19 protein-coding genes are annotated in these 12794 nt (G+C 47.4%); 16 read left to right on the top strand and 3 right to left on the bottom strand.

Going from position 1 to position 12794, the window contains the following annotated elements; all coding sequences use genetic code 11:
- Nucleotides 1-5: 5 nt before the first annotated feature.
- The 15 genes from rplR to cutA all read left to right on the top strand — a co-directional run bounded on the left by rplR (nt 6) and on the right by cutA (nt 8742).
- A complete protein-coding gene (gene rplR / locus ACMYR3_RS15365; RefSeq protein ID WP_424192810.1) occupies nt 6-371 on the top strand; it encodes a 50S ribosomal protein L18 in 366 nt (121 codons plus the stop codon).
- A gap of 12 nt (nt 372-383) precedes the next feature.
- Complete coding sequence (rpsE, locus tag ACMYR3_RS15360; RefSeq protein ID WP_424192808.1) at nt 384-902, top strand: 30S ribosomal protein S5; 519 nt, start codon at nt 384-386, stop codon at nt 900-902.
- 9 nt (nt 903-911) lie between these two features.
- Nucleotides 912-1103 carry a 50S ribosomal protein L30 gene (rpmD, locus tag ACMYR3_RS15355; RefSeq protein ID WP_424192806.1) on the top strand — a complete coding sequence of 64 codons (192 nt, stop codon included), beginning with the start codon at nt 912-914 and terminating at the stop codon, nt 1101-1103.
- A gap of 3 nt (nt 1104-1106) precedes the next feature.
- Nucleotides 1107-1538 (top strand): 50S ribosomal protein L15, encoded by a 432-nt coding sequence (gene rplO, locus ACMYR3_RS15350; protein WP_424192804.1) that lies wholly within the window; start codon nt 1107-1109, stop codon nt 1536-1538.
- A 14-nt stretch (nt 1539-1552) separates the two neighbouring features.
- Entirely contained in the window at nt 1553-2869 is a 1317-nt protein-coding gene (gene secY / locus ACMYR3_RS15345; RefSeq protein WP_424192802.1) for a preprotein translocase subunit SecY, read from the top strand.
- Between the two features lie 23 nt (nt 2870-2892).
- Entirely contained in the window at nt 2893-3111 is a 219-nt protein-coding gene (infA, locus tag ACMYR3_RS15340) for a translation initiation factor IF-1 (protein ID WP_424192800.1), read from the top strand.
- 24 nt (nt 3112-3135) lie between these two features.
- Nucleotides 3136-3249 carry a 50S ribosomal protein L36 gene (gene rpmJ / locus ACMYR3_RS15335; protein ID WP_424192798.1) on the top strand — a complete coding sequence of 38 codons (114 nt, stop codon included), beginning with the start codon at nt 3136-3138 and terminating at the stop codon, nt 3247-3249.
- Nucleotides 3250-3277: 28 nt separating this feature from the next.
- Nucleotides 3278-3643 (top strand): 30S ribosomal protein S13, encoded by a 366-nt coding sequence (gene rpsM / locus ACMYR3_RS15330; RefSeq protein ID WP_424192796.1) that lies wholly within the window; start codon nt 3278-3280, stop codon nt 3641-3643.
- Nucleotides 3644-3667: 24 nt separating this feature from the next.
- Entirely contained in the window at nt 3668-4072 is a 405-nt protein-coding gene (rpsK, locus tag ACMYR3_RS15325) for a 30S ribosomal protein S11 (RefSeq protein WP_424192794.1), read from the top strand.
- 89 nt (nt 4073-4161) lie between these two features.
- On the top strand, nt 4162-4785 hold the full coding sequence (gene rpsD / locus ACMYR3_RS15320) for a 30S ribosomal protein S4 (RefSeq protein WP_424192792.1): 624 nt from the start codon (nt 4162-4164) through the stop codon (nt 4783-4785).
- 64 nt (nt 4786-4849) lie between these two features.
- Complete coding sequence (locus ACMYR3_RS15315; protein ID WP_424192790.1) at nt 4850-5827, top strand: DNA-directed RNA polymerase subunit alpha; 978 nt, start codon at nt 4850-4852, stop codon at nt 5825-5827.
- A gap of 126 nt (nt 5828-5953) precedes the next feature.
- On the top strand, nt 5954-6355 hold the full coding sequence (gene rplQ, locus ACMYR3_RS15310; protein WP_424192788.1) for a 50S ribosomal protein L17: 402 nt from the start codon (nt 5954-5956) through the stop codon (nt 6353-6355).
- Between the two features lie 206 nt (nt 6356-6561).
- Nucleotides 6562-7479, top strand: a complete 918-nt coding sequence (locus tag ACMYR3_RS15305; RefSeq protein WP_424192787.1) for an ATP-binding cassette domain-containing protein — start codon at nt 6562-6564, stop codon at nt 7477-7479.
- A gap of 108 nt (nt 7480-7587) precedes the next feature.
- Nucleotides 7588-8370 carry an ABC transporter permease gene (locus tag ACMYR3_RS15300; RefSeq protein WP_424192786.1) on the top strand — a complete coding sequence of 261 codons (783 nt, stop codon included), beginning with the start codon at nt 7588-7590 and terminating at the stop codon, nt 8368-8370.
- 48 nt (nt 8371-8418) lie between these two features.
- Nucleotides 8419-8742 (top strand): divalent-cation tolerance protein CutA, encoded by a 324-nt coding sequence (gene cutA, locus ACMYR3_RS15295; RefSeq protein WP_424192785.1) that lies wholly within the window; start codon nt 8419-8421, stop codon nt 8740-8742.
- A 63-nt stretch (nt 8743-8805) separates the two neighbouring features.
- On the opposite strand, the gene ACMYR3_RS15290 is transcribed toward cutA, so the two are convergent.
- The 3 genes from ACMYR3_RS15290 to yihA all read right to left on the bottom strand — a co-directional run bounded on the left by ACMYR3_RS15290 (nt 8806) and on the right by yihA (nt 11955).
- Nucleotides 8806-9951, bottom strand: a complete 1146-nt coding sequence (locus ACMYR3_RS15290) for a magnesium transporter CorA family protein (RefSeq protein WP_424192784.1) — start codon at nt 9949-9951, stop codon at nt 8806-8808.
- Nucleotides 9952-10061: 110 nt separating this feature from the next.
- Nucleotides 10062-11084: a porphobilinogen synthase gene (hemB, locus tag ACMYR3_RS15285; RefSeq protein ID WP_424192783.1), complete on the bottom strand. Its 1023-nt coding sequence runs from the start codon at nt 11082-11084 to the stop codon at nt 10062-10064.
- A gap of 190 nt (nt 11085-11274) precedes the next feature.
- Nucleotides 11275-11955, bottom strand: a complete 681-nt coding sequence (yihA, locus tag ACMYR3_RS15280; protein ID WP_424192782.1) for a ribosome biogenesis GTP-binding protein YihA/YsxC — start codon at nt 11953-11955, stop codon at nt 11275-11277.
- 181 nt (nt 11956-12136) lie between these two features.
- Here yihA and ACMYR3_RS15275 point away from each other — a divergent pair, with 181 nt between their 5' ends.
- Complete coding sequence (locus ACMYR3_RS15275; protein ID WP_424192781.1) at nt 12137-12790, top strand: c-type cytochrome; 654 nt, start codon at nt 12137-12139, stop codon at nt 12788-12790.
- Nucleotides 12791-12794: the final 4 nt, after the last annotated feature.

Below are 12794 nucleotides of genomic sequence, written 5' to 3'. Positions count from 1 at the left end.
TGTTTATGGATAAGAATCAAAGTCGTTTGCGCCGTGCATTGCAGACACGCAAAAAAATTGGTGAGCTTAAAGTCAATCGTTTGTCCGTTCATAGAACTAACGAGAATATCTACGCTACGCTGTTTAATTCTGATGGTAGCAAGGTGCTTGCAAGTTCTTCAACGCTCGAGGCTGCAGTAAAAGTTTCTTTGGCTGGTAAGACTGGTAAGGGTGGCAATCAAAATGCTGCTGCTATCGTCGGCAAAAATATTGCTGAAAAAGCCGTCGCGCTTGGTATCTCTGCTGTGGCGTTTGATCGTTCTGGTTTTCGTTATCACGGTCGTATCAAAGCTTTGGCTGATGCTGCTCGTGAAGCGGGTCTTAAGTTTTAATTGGAGCCTAAGATGGCAAAAGTACAGGCAAAAGTTCAAGGCGACGAGCGCGATGATGGTTTGCGCGAGAAGATGATTGCAGTAAATCGCGTCACTAAAGTTGTTAAAGGTGGGCGTATTCTCGGTTTTGCTGCGCTGACAGTTGTTGGTGACGGTGACGGGCGTGTTGGTATGGGTAAAGGTAAATCGAAAGAGGTGCCTGTTGCCGTGCAAAAGGCGATGGAAGAAGCCCGCCGTAAGATGTTTAAAGTTAGTTTGAAAACAGGTACTCTGCAACATTCAGTTGTTGGTAAACACGGTGCGTCAGTTGTTTATATGTCGCCTGCTAATGAGGGTACTGGCATTATTGCCGGTGGCCCAATGAGAGCTATTTTTGAAGTGCTTGGTGTCACCAATGTGGTTGCAAAAAGTATTGGAAGCACTAATCCATATAACATGGTTAGAGCAACTTTGAACGGTTTGCAGAAAATGAGTACGCCTAGTGAAATCGCTGCTAAGCGTGGCAAAACTGTAGAAGAAATTCTAGGCTAAGGATTGGCTATGTCTGAGAAAAAAATTAAAGTCACGCTGTTGAAAAGCTTGATTGGTACAAGACAGTCTCATCGCGACACTGTTAAAGGCCTTGGCTTGGGTAGAATTAATTCCTCTAAGGAACTCATTGATACTCCGGCAGTACGTGGCATGATCAACAAAGTTCGTTATATGGTCAGTGTTACATCACTGGGGGAATAAAAAATGAACTTAAATAAATTACAGCCTGGTGAAGGTGCTAAACATGCTAAACGCCGTGTTGGTCGGGGTATTGGTTCCGGTTTAGGTAAAACTGCAGGTCGCGGCCATAAAGGTCAAAAATCTCGTTCAGGTGGTTTTCATAAAGTTGGTTTTGAAGGCGGTCAAATGCCTTTGCAACGTCGCTTGCCTAAACGCGGTTTTAAATCATTGACTGCTGGTGATACGGTTGATGTACGTTTACTGAGTTTGAATGTTTTGCCAGTCGCCGAGATTGATTTGCTTGCTCTAAAACAGGCCGGCGTGATTTCTGATCAAGCTCGTCAAGCCAAAATCTATTTGGCTGGTGTGATTGAGAAGGCCGTTCATCTCAAAGGTTTGTTGGTAACTGCGGGTGCAAAAGCAGCTATCGAGGCTGCTGGTGGATCAATAGCTTAATTATAGGTACTATTTTGGCAACTTTACCTGCAACAGGCACTAGCAAATTTAGCGATCTCAAAGCTCGTCTAATATTCTTGCTATTGGCTTTGGTCGTCTATCGTATTGGCGCCCACATCCCAGTGCCTGGTATTGATCCTGCTCAATTAACACAGCTGTTTAAGTCGCAACAGGGTGGTATCTTGGGTATGTTCAATATGTTTTCTGGTGGTGCTTTGTCGAGGTTTACGGTGTTTGCTTTGGGCATCATGCCGTATATTTCTGCATCTATCATCATGCAATTGCTTTCTATTGTGTCGCCTCAGCTTGAATCTCTTAAAAAAGAAGGGGAGGCGGGACGTAGAAAAATAACTCAGTACACCCGTTACGGTACTTTGGCTTTGGCCACATTTCAAGCCTTCGGAATTTCAGTCGCATTGGAGTCACAACCTGGTTTGGTAATATCTGCGGGTATTCTTTTCAGATTAACCACGGTAGTTTCTTTGGTGACTGGAACGATGTTTCTGATGTGGCTTGGTGAGCAGATTACTGAGCGTGGTTTGGGAAATGGTATCTCAATCATTATCTTTGCCGGTATTGCCGCAGGCTTGCCAAATGCAATAGGTGGATTGTTGGAGCTGGTTAGAACTGGATCAATGCATATTGTTTCTGCACTGTTAATTGTCATCATTGTTGCTGCAGTGACCTATCTGGTTGTATTTGTTGAGCGCGGACAAAGAAAGATCACGGTTAATTATGCTAAACGCCAAGTTGGTAATAAAGTTTATGCTGGTCAAAGCTCGCATTTGCCCTTGAAGCTCAATATGGCCGGTGTTATTCCGCCGATTTTTGCCTCGAGTATTATCTTGTTCCCAGCTACAATAGCCGGCTGGTTTGGCAGCCACGAAAGTATGCATTGGTTAAAAGATATTGCTGGTGCACTTTCTCCAGGTCAGCCTATTTATGTTTTGCTTTATGCGACCGCAATTGTTTTCTTCTGCTTTTTCTATACAGCCTTGGTATTTAATAGCAAAGAAACTGCAGATAATTTAAAGAAAAGCGGTGCCTTCGTTCCTGGAATAAGACCTGGTGAACAGACAGCCAAGTATATAGACAAGATTTTGATGCGTTTGACATTGGTCGGTGCGGTTTACATCACGCTGGTTTGCCTTTTGCCGGAGTTTCTGGTTTTGAAGTGGAATGTGCCTTTTTATTTTGGTGGTACTTCATTATTGATTATCGTTGTCGTCACAATGGACTTCATGACTCAGGTGCAGACTTATGTGATGTCTCAGCAATATGAGTCATTGCTTAAAAAGGCTAGTTTTAAGACAAACATGCCAATTCGATAAAGTTCGACAAGGTTTTGTAGTTCATGGCTAAAGATGATGTGATTCAGATGCAGGGTGAGGTTGTCGAAAACTTACCTAATGCTACTTTCCGGGTAAAACTTGAAAATGGACATGTTGTACTTGGTCATATTTCAGGCAAGATGAGGATGAACTATATCCGAATTTTGCCAGGTGATAAGGTCACTGTGGAGTTAACACCCTATGATCTTTCCCGGGCCCGGATAGTTTTCCGAGTAAAGTAAATTGGAATAATAGTAGAGGAAATCATGAAAGTACTGGCTTCGGTAAAGCGGCTCTGCCGTAACTGCAAAGTGATCAAACGTAAAGGCGTTGTCCGTGTGATTTGTACAGATCCACGTCACAAACAGCGTCAAGGTTAATTAACGCTTCTCTTATTGGGAATATCGCATGGCACGTATTGCAGGGGTAAACATCCCCAACCATCAACATACAGAAATCGGCTTGATGTCCATTTATGGTGTCGGCCGCTCGCGCGCTCGTAAAATTTGCGAAGCAGCACGTGTGGATTTTGCTAAAAAAGTAAAAGATCTTGACGATTCTGAAATGGAACGTCTTCGTGACGAAGTTAATCGCTACACTGTAGAAGGTGACTTGCGTCGTGAAATTTCCATGAACATCAAACGTCTTATGGATTTAGGTTGCTATCGTGGCTTGCGCCATCGTAAAGGCTTGCCATGCCGTGGTCAGCGCACACGTACCAATGCGCGTACGCGTAAGGGTCCACGCAAAGCAGCAGCTTCGCTTAAGAAGTAAGCTAAGTAATCAAGGATAATCACAATGGCTAAATCACCAAATAACTCAGCTTCGCAACGAGCTCGTAAAAAAGTTAAAAAGAATGTTGCTGAGGGTATTGCTCACGTGCATGCATCTTTTAACAACACCATCATTACCATTACTGATCGTCAGGGTAATGCCCTGTCTTGGGCAACGTCAGGTGGCGCTGGTTTTAAAGGCTCACGTAAATCAACACCTTTTGCTGCTCAGGTTGCTGCTGAAGCCGCAGGTCGCGTAGCTGTAGAATGTGGCGTTAAAAATCTTGAAGTGCGTATTAAAGGTCCAGGCCCAGGCCGCGAATCTTCTGTGCGTGCCTTAAATTCATTGGGCATCAAAATCACCTTGATTTCTGATGTGACACCCGTTCCACATAACGGTTGCCGTCCCCCAAAACGTCGTCGTATCTAATTTTGTCATAAGCCCACTGTTCTGAGTTCAGTCTCAGAACTTGGGCAATGGTCGTTCAGACTGTTGCCTTAATCAAGAAAGGAAAAAAAGTGGCTCGTTATATTGGTCCTAAAGCAAAACTCTGCCGTCGTGAAGGCACCGATCTGTTCCTCAAGAGCGCTCGTCGTTCTTTGGAATCCAAGTGCAAACTTGACAGCAAACCTGGTCAGCATGGCCGTACATCCGGTGCTCGTACTTCTGACTTCGGTACACAACTTCGCGAAAAACAAAAAGTAAAGCGTATTTATGGTGTGCTGGAGCGTCAGTTCCGTCGCTATTTTGCCGAAGCTGATCGTATTAAAGGCAATACTGGTGAAAACCTTTTGAAATTGCTGGAATCCCGTCTTGATAACGTAGTTTATCGCATGGGTTTTGGCTCTACTCGTGCTGAAGCGCGTCAATTGGTTTCCCACAAGGCGATCACTTTAAATAATCAGGTTGTCAATATTCCTTCCATTCAGGTTAAGCCTGGTGATGTCGTTGCTGTTCGTGAAAAATCTAAAAAGCAAGTGCGTATCGCTGAAGCGCTGTCTCTGGCTGAACAGTCCGGTTTGGCTGGTTGGATTGCAGTTGATGCTAAAAAGATGGAAGGTACTTTCAAGTCATTGCCAGATCGTGCGGAACTGTATGCCGATATCAATGAAAGTTTGATCGTTGAATTGTATTCACGCTAATAACGCCGTTTAAAAACTCAGCCTTATCGGCGTAACGTGCCGAGGGTATTGAAAAGGATAGTGAATGTTAAACGCTTTTTTGAAGCCGAAGATAGTTGAAGTAGAGTCATTGACCGATGGTCATGCGCGTGTTGTGATGGAGCCTTTTGAGCGTGGTTATGGCCATACTCTTGGTAATGCATTACGTCGTGTATTGCTCTCTTCAATGGTGGGTTATGCGCCAACTGAAGTTCTGATCGGTGGCGTAGTCCATGAATATTCTACTTTGGATGGCGTGCAAGAGGATGTGGTTAATCTTTTGCTGAATCTGAAGGGCATTGTATTTAAATTGCATAGTCGTGATGAAGTTACTGTGTCTTTGCGTAAAGAAGGTTTGGGTCCTATTTATGCGTCAGATATTGAGTTGCCGCACGATGTTGAAATTATCAATCCTAATCACCTGATTGCCACCTTGACTCAAGGTGGCAAACTGGATGTGCAGATCAAGGTTGAAAAAGGCCGTGGTTATGTGCCTGGTACAATGCGCCGTTATGTTGACGATAGCCCGAAGAGTATTGGTCGCATTGTTCTGGATGCTTCATTCTCGCCAGTAAAGCGTGTGTCTTATGCAGTTGAGTCCGCTCGTGTTGAACAGCGTACGGATCTGGACAAGTTGGTGATGACCATTGAAACCAATGGCGTGATCAGCCCTGAAGAAGCCATTCGTCAATCAGCCCGGATTCTGGTTGATCAGCTGTCAATTTTTGCTGCTCTGGAAGGTACTGAGCAATCTGCAGAAATTCGTCAGCCAGAGACCAAGGTTGATCCAATCCTGTTGCGTCCGGTTGATGATTTGGAATTGACAGTGCGTTCTGCCAATTGTTTGAAAGCCGAAAATATCTATTACATCGGTGATCTGATTCAACGTACTGAAAATGAATTGCTCAAGACCCCCAATCTGGGCCGCAAATCCTTGAATGAAATCAAGGAAGTTCTGGCTTCACGTGGTTTGACCTTGGGTATGAAACTCGAGAACTGGCCACCAGCCAGCCTTGATAAGTAATTGTAGTCAGCAAGATCGATCTGCCATGCTTGACATGGCAGATTCATAACGATAACTAATAGTCTGTCTTACCAGGTGTGGACGGGCGCCCATCGCAAGATGGTTTTTTTATTTTGAGGTATTACTATGCGTCACGGTAACGGACTCCGTAAACTGAATCGTACCAGCAGCCATCGTCTGGCCATGCTGCGTAACATGACAGTATCCCTGCTTCAACATGAAGTAATCAGAACCACTCTGCCTAAGGCAAAAGAATTGCGCCGCGTTGTTGAGCCAATGATTACTTTGGGCAAAAAACCTAGCCTGGCCAATCGTCGTCTGGCGTTTGATCGTTTGCGTGATCGCGACATCGTGACTAAACTCTTCAATGAGTTGGGTCCACGCTACGCGAACCGTAACGGTGGTTATCTGCGTATCCTGAAGTTTGGTTTTCGCGTTGGTGATAATGCACCAATGGCTCTGGTTGAGTTGCTTGATCGTCCTGAAACTAGCGAAGTTGCTGCTACAGAAGAATCAGCACAAGCTTAATTGTCTTGTGACACAATTAAAAGCCAGGTTCGCCTGGCTTTTTTTTCGTCTGCGATTTTATTATTACTTTTGTCATTGAATTAATGAATCAAATCCAAGCTTGGCCAATTGTTTGCATGACTGTCAGGCCTTTCAATAATCACCGGTTTTGTTGTGTACTTCGATCGTTTTGTCTATAAGTCATCAATTTTGTACAGGAGTCAGTCATGCAAGATGTCATGGTCAGCGTTCAATCTTTACGCAAGCGCTATGGCACCGTTGATGTTGTCAATGGCTTGAACCTTTCGATACGCAAAGGTGAATGTTATGGCTTGCTCGGCCCAAACGGTGCTGGCAAGACCACTACATTACGTTTGCTCCTGGGTTTGATTGAGCCTGATGCGGGTGAACTGTTGGTCAATGGCCAATCAATTCTGGGTCATGCGCGTGAAGCGCGTATGAAGATCGGCGTGGTGCCGCAAATGGATACCTTGGATCCTGATTTTACAGTCGCCGAAAATCTGCTGGTTTATGGACGTTATTTCGGTCTGTCCGGCAAGGTGTTGGTCGGGCGTATTGAAGAGCTACTGCAATTTGCCAGTCTGGAAAGCAAGCGTGATGCACATATCGGTGAGTTATCGGGCGGTATGAAGCGTCGTCTTACCCTGGCACGTGCCCTCATCAATAATCCTGATCTGATCTTGCTGGATGAGCCGACAACCGGACTTGATCCGCAGGCGCGGCACCTGATATGGGCCCGTCTGAAGGCCTTGCTGGCCAATGGCAAGACCATCCTGTTGACCACGCACTTTATGGATGAAGCCGAACGACTTTGCACTCGCCTGGCGGTCATGGATCAGGGTAAATTGATTGCTGAAGGTGTCCCACACACTCTGATTGCAGAATATATCGAACCCGTTGTCGTGGAAGTTTATGGCGAAGAAGTGCGTCAGTTTGTCGAGCAGTGCGCTCGCAATCTGGCACAACGCATTGAGCTCAGTGGTGAAACAGCCTTTTGTTATTTGCATGAGCCCGCTGCCTTACTGGCGCAATTGGTCAATTGGCCGCAGTTGCGTTATCTCAATCGCCCGGCTAATTTGGAAGATCTTTTTCTTAAACTGACGGGTCGGGATATTCGTGATTAGAGTAAGTAAATATACTCCTGGTGAGTAAAAAAATTAGCCTAATAAATACGCACTTAAGCAACCAGATTAAACACAAACTCTTCATTAGTATGAGGATTGGAGTACGAAATGCAAGGTTTTTGGCGATTACCCGGTGTCTCGTTACGGTTTATCCCGGTATGGCAGCGCAACCTGCTGGTCTGGAAAAAACTGGCTTGGCCGAGTGTCTTGGCCAATGTAGCTGAGCCACTGATTTCACTGGTCGCCTTTGGCTATGGCCTGGGTGCCATTTTGCCCAGCATTCAAGGTGAACCCTATGTGCGCTTTCTGGCTTCGGGTTATATCTGTACCAGCATCATGAATTCGGCTACCTTTGAAACGCTCTATTCCACTTTCTCACGGATGCATGCACAACGTACCTGGGATTCCCTGCTCAATGCTCCGCTTGATCTGGATGACATCGTCACCGCTGAATGGGTCTGGGCGGCCACTAAATCGGTCATGAGCGGTTGCGCCATCTTGTTGGTACTCGTGGTGCTGAACATCAGCCGTGCGCCCACCTTGCTGCTGACGCTGCCCTTATTCGTCCTGGTCGGGCTGACCTTTGCCGGGATGGGTTTGGTGATCAACGCCATTGCACGTGGCTACGATTTTTTCTCTTACTACATCACGCTAGTGATGACACCCATGATGTTTTTATCAGGCGTGTTTTTTCCGATTTCGCAGCTCCCTGGCTGGTTGCAAACAGTTGCACAATACTTGCCGCTCAAAGCGGCGATAGATCTGATTCGGCCACTGGTGCTGGGACATTTTCCAGATGCCGTAATTGGCCCGATCTGTATTTTGCTGGCTTATGGTCTGGGCGGTTTTTACTTGGCTGTGGCATTGACGCGTCGACGTTTGTTGCAATGATCGAGCTACAGTTTTAACTGCCATAACTTGTCAATAAATGGAGCCGTCATGTCGCAATACTTACTTGTCATGACTCAAACGCCGGATCTCGGCACCGCGCAAACCATTAGCGAAGCCTTGCTCAATGCACGAGTCGCAGCATGTGTCAGCATCATGCCACCGGTAACGTCGCGCTATGTGTGGGAGGGCAAGCTGGAAGCTGCCGAAGAATGGCCTCTGCTCATCAAGACCACTCAAGCTTGTTATGTTCAGCTTGAGCAGATCATTGTGTCATTGCATCCTTATCAGGTGCCGGAAATTATTGCCCTACCAATCAGCCAGGGTTTGCCCGCTTATTTGCAATGGCTGACACAGTCAACCCAACCCCAATAGCTGGATAGCAGAGGTCAGTCATTGGTTTTTTATATGCATAAGACTTATTGAAAATTTCAATATTTAGTCGTGCGGTTCAAGGCGTCGTTGTGATTCAAGAATCCGTCGGTTACGGAAATAAATAATCAAAACGCCAGCAATCAAACCCATTACGCCCATCGTCAGCCAAAAGCCCCACGATTGTTTCAGTAGCGGCATGACTTCAAAGTTCATCCCGAAAATACCAGTAATCAAAGTCAATGGCGCAAAGATCGCAGTAATCACCGTCAGCAAACGTACGATTTCATTGGTGCGATGAGCCATGGCCGAAAAGTGTAATTGCACCGCCGATTCAATCGACTCTTCCATGCGTCGTGCGTGGTTGAGTACGCGATGAGTGTGTTCCATCACATCATGAATCCGCACCAGTTGCATATCATGGCGCAGGGCCAGTTTGGGGTCACCATCGGTATCCGCATTTTCCACAAAATGATCACGCATTTCCTGCAGAGCATCATGCTGTTCTTCGCTCAGATTCTCCAGTTTGCGCAATTCCATGCGTGCTTCCAGCAGCGCCATCCAGTTATTGAAACTGCGTCGTGGATCCAGCAATTCACGTTGCCAACGATCCAGTTGATTGGTGAGTGGCTGCCGTAATTCAAGATAACGATCAACCATCGCGTTGAGCATGCGCAACATCAATTCTTCGGGGCGTGCCGGTGGCCGTTGCATGACTTGGCCGGTCTTGTTGTCACGGCTATTTTCATCGCGCTGCTTGTATTCAAACAGACGCGTTCGGACTTGCTCCACGGTTTTGGAAAAGCCGCTCCGCACCGTCACCAAGGCCTGATCAAAAATGAAAAAGGTGATCGGACGGGTGATGATTTCCTGCAATGCCCGTGGTCGAGATTTTTTGCTGGTACGGCCATCATCCAGCTCCACCAGCGGTGGATTTTCACCCGGTGCCAGCTTGCGAAAAATCACCATCTGATAATCCTGCGTTGCCTCAAAATATGAACGGTGCGCAGGATTGGTCGCATCAATCAAATGCAGATCATAAATCCGAATACCGGTGATGCGCTCCACCTCGTCGCGCCAGGCTTCGGGATTGGCCGCCACTTCAGTGAGCAGCGCATCAAACCAGACAAAGCCATGATTGGCCCAATGCACCGGCAAGGCCGGGCCATCGAGTAATTGCACTTGTGATTCGGTAATCAGTATGGTGTCCATAGGTGCTGCTTGTGTGTCTTTATGTGTCGCTTAGATGCAGCTTTTGAGCAGCTTATGCGCAAATTAAGTGATGCGAAGAAACGGTCGAAATCAATGATGCCAGGTGTCCATCAAGCCTTGAGCAATTTGGCAGCCGCCAGCGCAAAGTAGGTCAGAATCCCATCGGCACCAGCACGTTTAAAGGCCAACAATGATTCCATCATCACCTTGTCATGATCCAGCCAGCCATTTTGCGCGGCAGCCTTGATCATCGCGTATTCACCACTGACCTGATACACATAGGTGGGCATATGAAATTCATCTTTGACCCGTCGCAAAATATCCAGATATGGCATCCCCGGTTTGACCATCACCATGTCGGCACCTTCGGCAATATCCAGTGCCACTTCACGCAGTGCCTCATTGCTATTGGCAGGGTCCATCTGGTAAGTCATCTTGTTGCCTTTGCCCAGGTTGGCGGCAGAACCAACGGCATCACGAAACGGGCCATAAAATGCAGAAGCATACTTGGCCGAATACGCCATGATGCGGGTATGTATATGACCACCCGCTTCCAGTGCTTCACGGATCTTGCCAATCCGGCCATCCATCATGTCCGACGGCGCCACCACATCGACACCGGCTTGCGCATGGACCAGTGCCTGTTGCGTCAGAATAGCCAGGGTGACATCATTGATCACATAGCCCGATTCATCAATCACACCATCCTGCCCATGCGAGGTGTAAGGGTCAAGCGCGATATCAGTCAGAATGCCCAGTTCTGGAAAGCGTTCTTTCAGCGCACGCACTACCCGTGGTACCAGACCATCCGGGTTGGTGGCTTCCTGGCCATCAAGACTTTTGAGCTGGGTATCAATCACTGGAAAGAGTGCCAATACCGGCACACCCAGGTTGAGACATTCTTCAGCGACAGGTAACAACTGATCCAATGAATAACGTGATACGCCCGGCATGGAGGCAACCGCTTCCGTGCGGTTTTGTCCGTCCAGTACAAACACGGGGTAGATCAGATCATCGGTGCGCAAATGATTTTCACGCATCAGGCGACGCGAAAAATCATCGCGACGCATGCGGCGTGGACGTTGTATGGGAAAGCCAGCGTTGGGTGATAAACGGGAGGGGGCGGCGCTCATAAATTTAATTGATGGGGCTGATTACAAAAATTTTGCTAACGCTCTGAACTTTAGCCTAGAAGGCCGCTCATAGCTATAGATGTTGTATGCGATGCATGCGCATCTCCCGCTTCTCCTCCCTGAGCGGGATGCCTTGACTCAAGGCTTTTTAAGACCACCCCGACGATATCCCCTTTCGTTGGGGTTTTTTTTATGTTTTTTTGACGACGGTTTTGGCAATTGGTTTAACTGGTTCACTACGCAATTCTTCGGGAATGTTGAGCCATTTTTCCAACACAGTGGTAGCTTCTTCAATGCCGGTCAGCTTCAGGCTGGAAAACAGTTGAGCGGTGTACTCGACTTCCCGTTCCGCAATCCGATAACTTTTTAAAATGGCGCGGGTGGTATTGAGTGCCTGCTGGCATTCAGAGCGATTCAGTTTGTCGGACTTGGTCAGCACTACATGGATATGTCCACCAGTTGGGGCATACCATTCCACCAGTTGATGGTCCAGATCGGTGAAAGGGCGGCGCGCATCCATGATGATGATCAAGCCTTTGAGTGCTTCCCGTTCCTTGATGTAAGTACCCAGCAGTTTATCCCAATGCAGGCGCGCCTCACCGGGTACCTGGGCGTAACCATAGCCAGGCAAGTCGACCAGAAAACCAAACTGGGTTTCCTTTTTTTGTACGGCAAAATAGTTCAGATGCTGGGTGCGGCCGGGCGTCTTACTGGCAAAGGCCAGCTTTCTTTGCTGACACAAGGTATTGATGGCGGTGGATTTACCCGCGTTGGAGCGTCCGGCAAAGGCAACCTCAGGCAAACCCAGCTCAGGCAAGTCTTTCAGATGGTTAACGGTCGTAAAAAAACTGGTTTGCTGAAGAATCGACATGGATGCTGGAATGGTGGGGAAGGGGTGAGAGACTGGCGAGTTAATAAAGCCAGAAAAAACTGCAATAAAACAGACAGGGCTTATTGTACAATAGCGAGTTATTTGTTAGAGGCTGTATCCCCACAGGGCATGCCAATCAGCATGTCACGCTTTTCATAAAAAAACGAGCAGGAACATCGCAATGAAACCAGCATTTCATCAGTTTGCCGCCATCGGCGCCCTCGCAATCAGTCTTTTTGCCGGTCAGGCTTTGGCTAATGAAGCAGCCAAAACCGCCAAGCCCGATACTGCCAAAGGTCAGGCCATCGTGACCCAGGTCTGTGCTTCTTGTCATGGCGCTGACGGTAACAGCACCAGCCCAACTTACCCACGTCTGGCTGGTCAGCATCCAGAATATCTGGTCAAACAACTGAGCAACTTCAAAACCAAAGCCGGTGCCAAAGAAGCCGAGCGCGCCAATGCTGTCATGGCCGGTTTTGCCAGTACCTTGTCAGATGACGACATGAAAAATGTTGCTGCTTATCTTTCCAGCCAGGAAGCCAAGCCCGGTGCAGCCAAAAACAAAGAAACCGTCAGTCTGGGTCAGAAGATCTATCGTGGTGGTATTGCCGAGAAAAATGTACCAGCCTGTGCCGGTTGCCACAGCCCTAACGGTGCGGGTATTCCTGCCCAGTACCCGCGCCTGTCAGGCCAGCATGCTGATTACACGGAATCCCAATTAGTTGGATTTCGTGCTGGTACCCGCAAAAACAGCCCGCAAATGTTAGGTATTTCGGCACGGTTGTCCGATAAGGAAATCAAGGCGGTTGCCGACTATATCGCCGGCATGCGTTGATCAT

It is taken from the genome of Ampullimonas aquatilis, from assembly GCF_049675895.1.
Classification (GTDB): Bacteria; Pseudomonadota; Gammaproteobacteria; order Burkholderiales; family Burkholderiaceae_D; genus Ampullimonas; species Ampullimonas aquatilis.
Note: the sequence above shows the minus strand (reverse complement) of the source record. Positions and strands in the feature narration are given on the sequence as shown.

What these genes read in the sequence shown, in the direction of transcription:
- rpmD (WP_424192806.1), top strand. Translation starts at nt 912, where the DNA reads ATGTCTGAGAAAAAAATTAAAGTCACGCTGTTGAAAAGCTTGATTGGT.
- rpsM (WP_424192796.1), top strand. Translation starts at nt 3,278, where the DNA reads ATGGCACGTATTGCAGGGGTAAACATCCCCAACCATCAACATACAGAA.
- ACMYR3_RS15300 (WP_424192786.1), top strand. Translation starts at nt 7,588, where the DNA reads ATGCAAGGTTTTTGGCGATTACCCGGTGTCTCGTTACGGTTTATCCCG.
- hemB (WP_424192783.1), bottom strand. Translation starts at nt 11,084, where the DNA reads ATGAGCGCCGCCCCCTCCCGTTTATCACCCAACGCTGGCTTTCCCATA.
- ACMYR3_RS15290 (WP_424192784.1), bottom strand. Translation starts at nt 9,951, where the DNA reads ATGGACACCATACTGATTACCGAATCACAAGTGCAATTACTCGATGGC.
- rplO (WP_424192804.1), top strand. Translation starts at nt 1,107, where the DNA reads ATGAACTTAAATAAATTACAGCCTGGTGAAGGTGCTAAACATGCTAAA.
- rplR (WP_424192810.1), top strand. Translation starts at nt 6, where the DNA reads ATGGATAAGAATCAAAGTCGTTTGCGCCGTGCATTGCAGACACGCAAA.
- rpmJ (WP_424192798.1), top strand. Translation starts at nt 3,136, where the DNA reads ATGAAAGTACTGGCTTCGGTAAAGCGGCTCTGCCGTAACTGCAAAGTG.
- ACMYR3_RS15315 (WP_424192790.1), top strand. Translation starts at nt 4,850, where the DNA reads ATGTTAAACGCTTTTTTGAAGCCGAAGATAGTTGAAGTAGAGTCATTG.
- ACMYR3_RS15275 (WP_424192781.1), top strand. Translation starts at nt 12,137, where the DNA reads ATGAAACCAGCATTTCATCAGTTTGCCGCCATCGGCGCCCTCGCAATC.
- infA (WP_424192800.1), top strand. Translation starts at nt 2,893, where the DNA reads ATGGCTAAAGATGATGTGATTCAGATGCAGGGTGAGGTTGTCGAAAAC.
- rpsK (WP_424192794.1), top strand. Translation starts at nt 3,668, where the DNA reads ATGGCTAAATCACCAAATAACTCAGCTTCGCAACGAGCTCGTAAAAAA.
- cutA (WP_424192785.1), top strand. Translation starts at nt 8,419, where the DNA reads ATGTCGCAATACTTACTTGTCATGACTCAAACGCCGGATCTCGGCACC.
- ACMYR3_RS15305 (WP_424192787.1), top strand. Translation starts at nt 6,562, where the DNA reads ATGCAAGATGTCATGGTCAGCGTTCAATCTTTACGCAAGCGCTATGGC.
- yihA (WP_424192782.1), bottom strand. Translation starts at nt 11,955, where the DNA reads ATGTCGATTCTTCAGCAAACCAGTTTTTTTACGACCGTTAACCATCTG.
- rpsE (WP_424192808.1), top strand. Translation starts at nt 384, where the DNA reads ATGGCAAAAGTACAGGCAAAAGTTCAAGGCGACGAGCGCGATGATGGT.
- rplQ (WP_424192788.1), top strand. Translation starts at nt 5,954, where the DNA reads ATGCGTCACGGTAACGGACTCCGTAAACTGAATCGTACCAGCAGCCAT.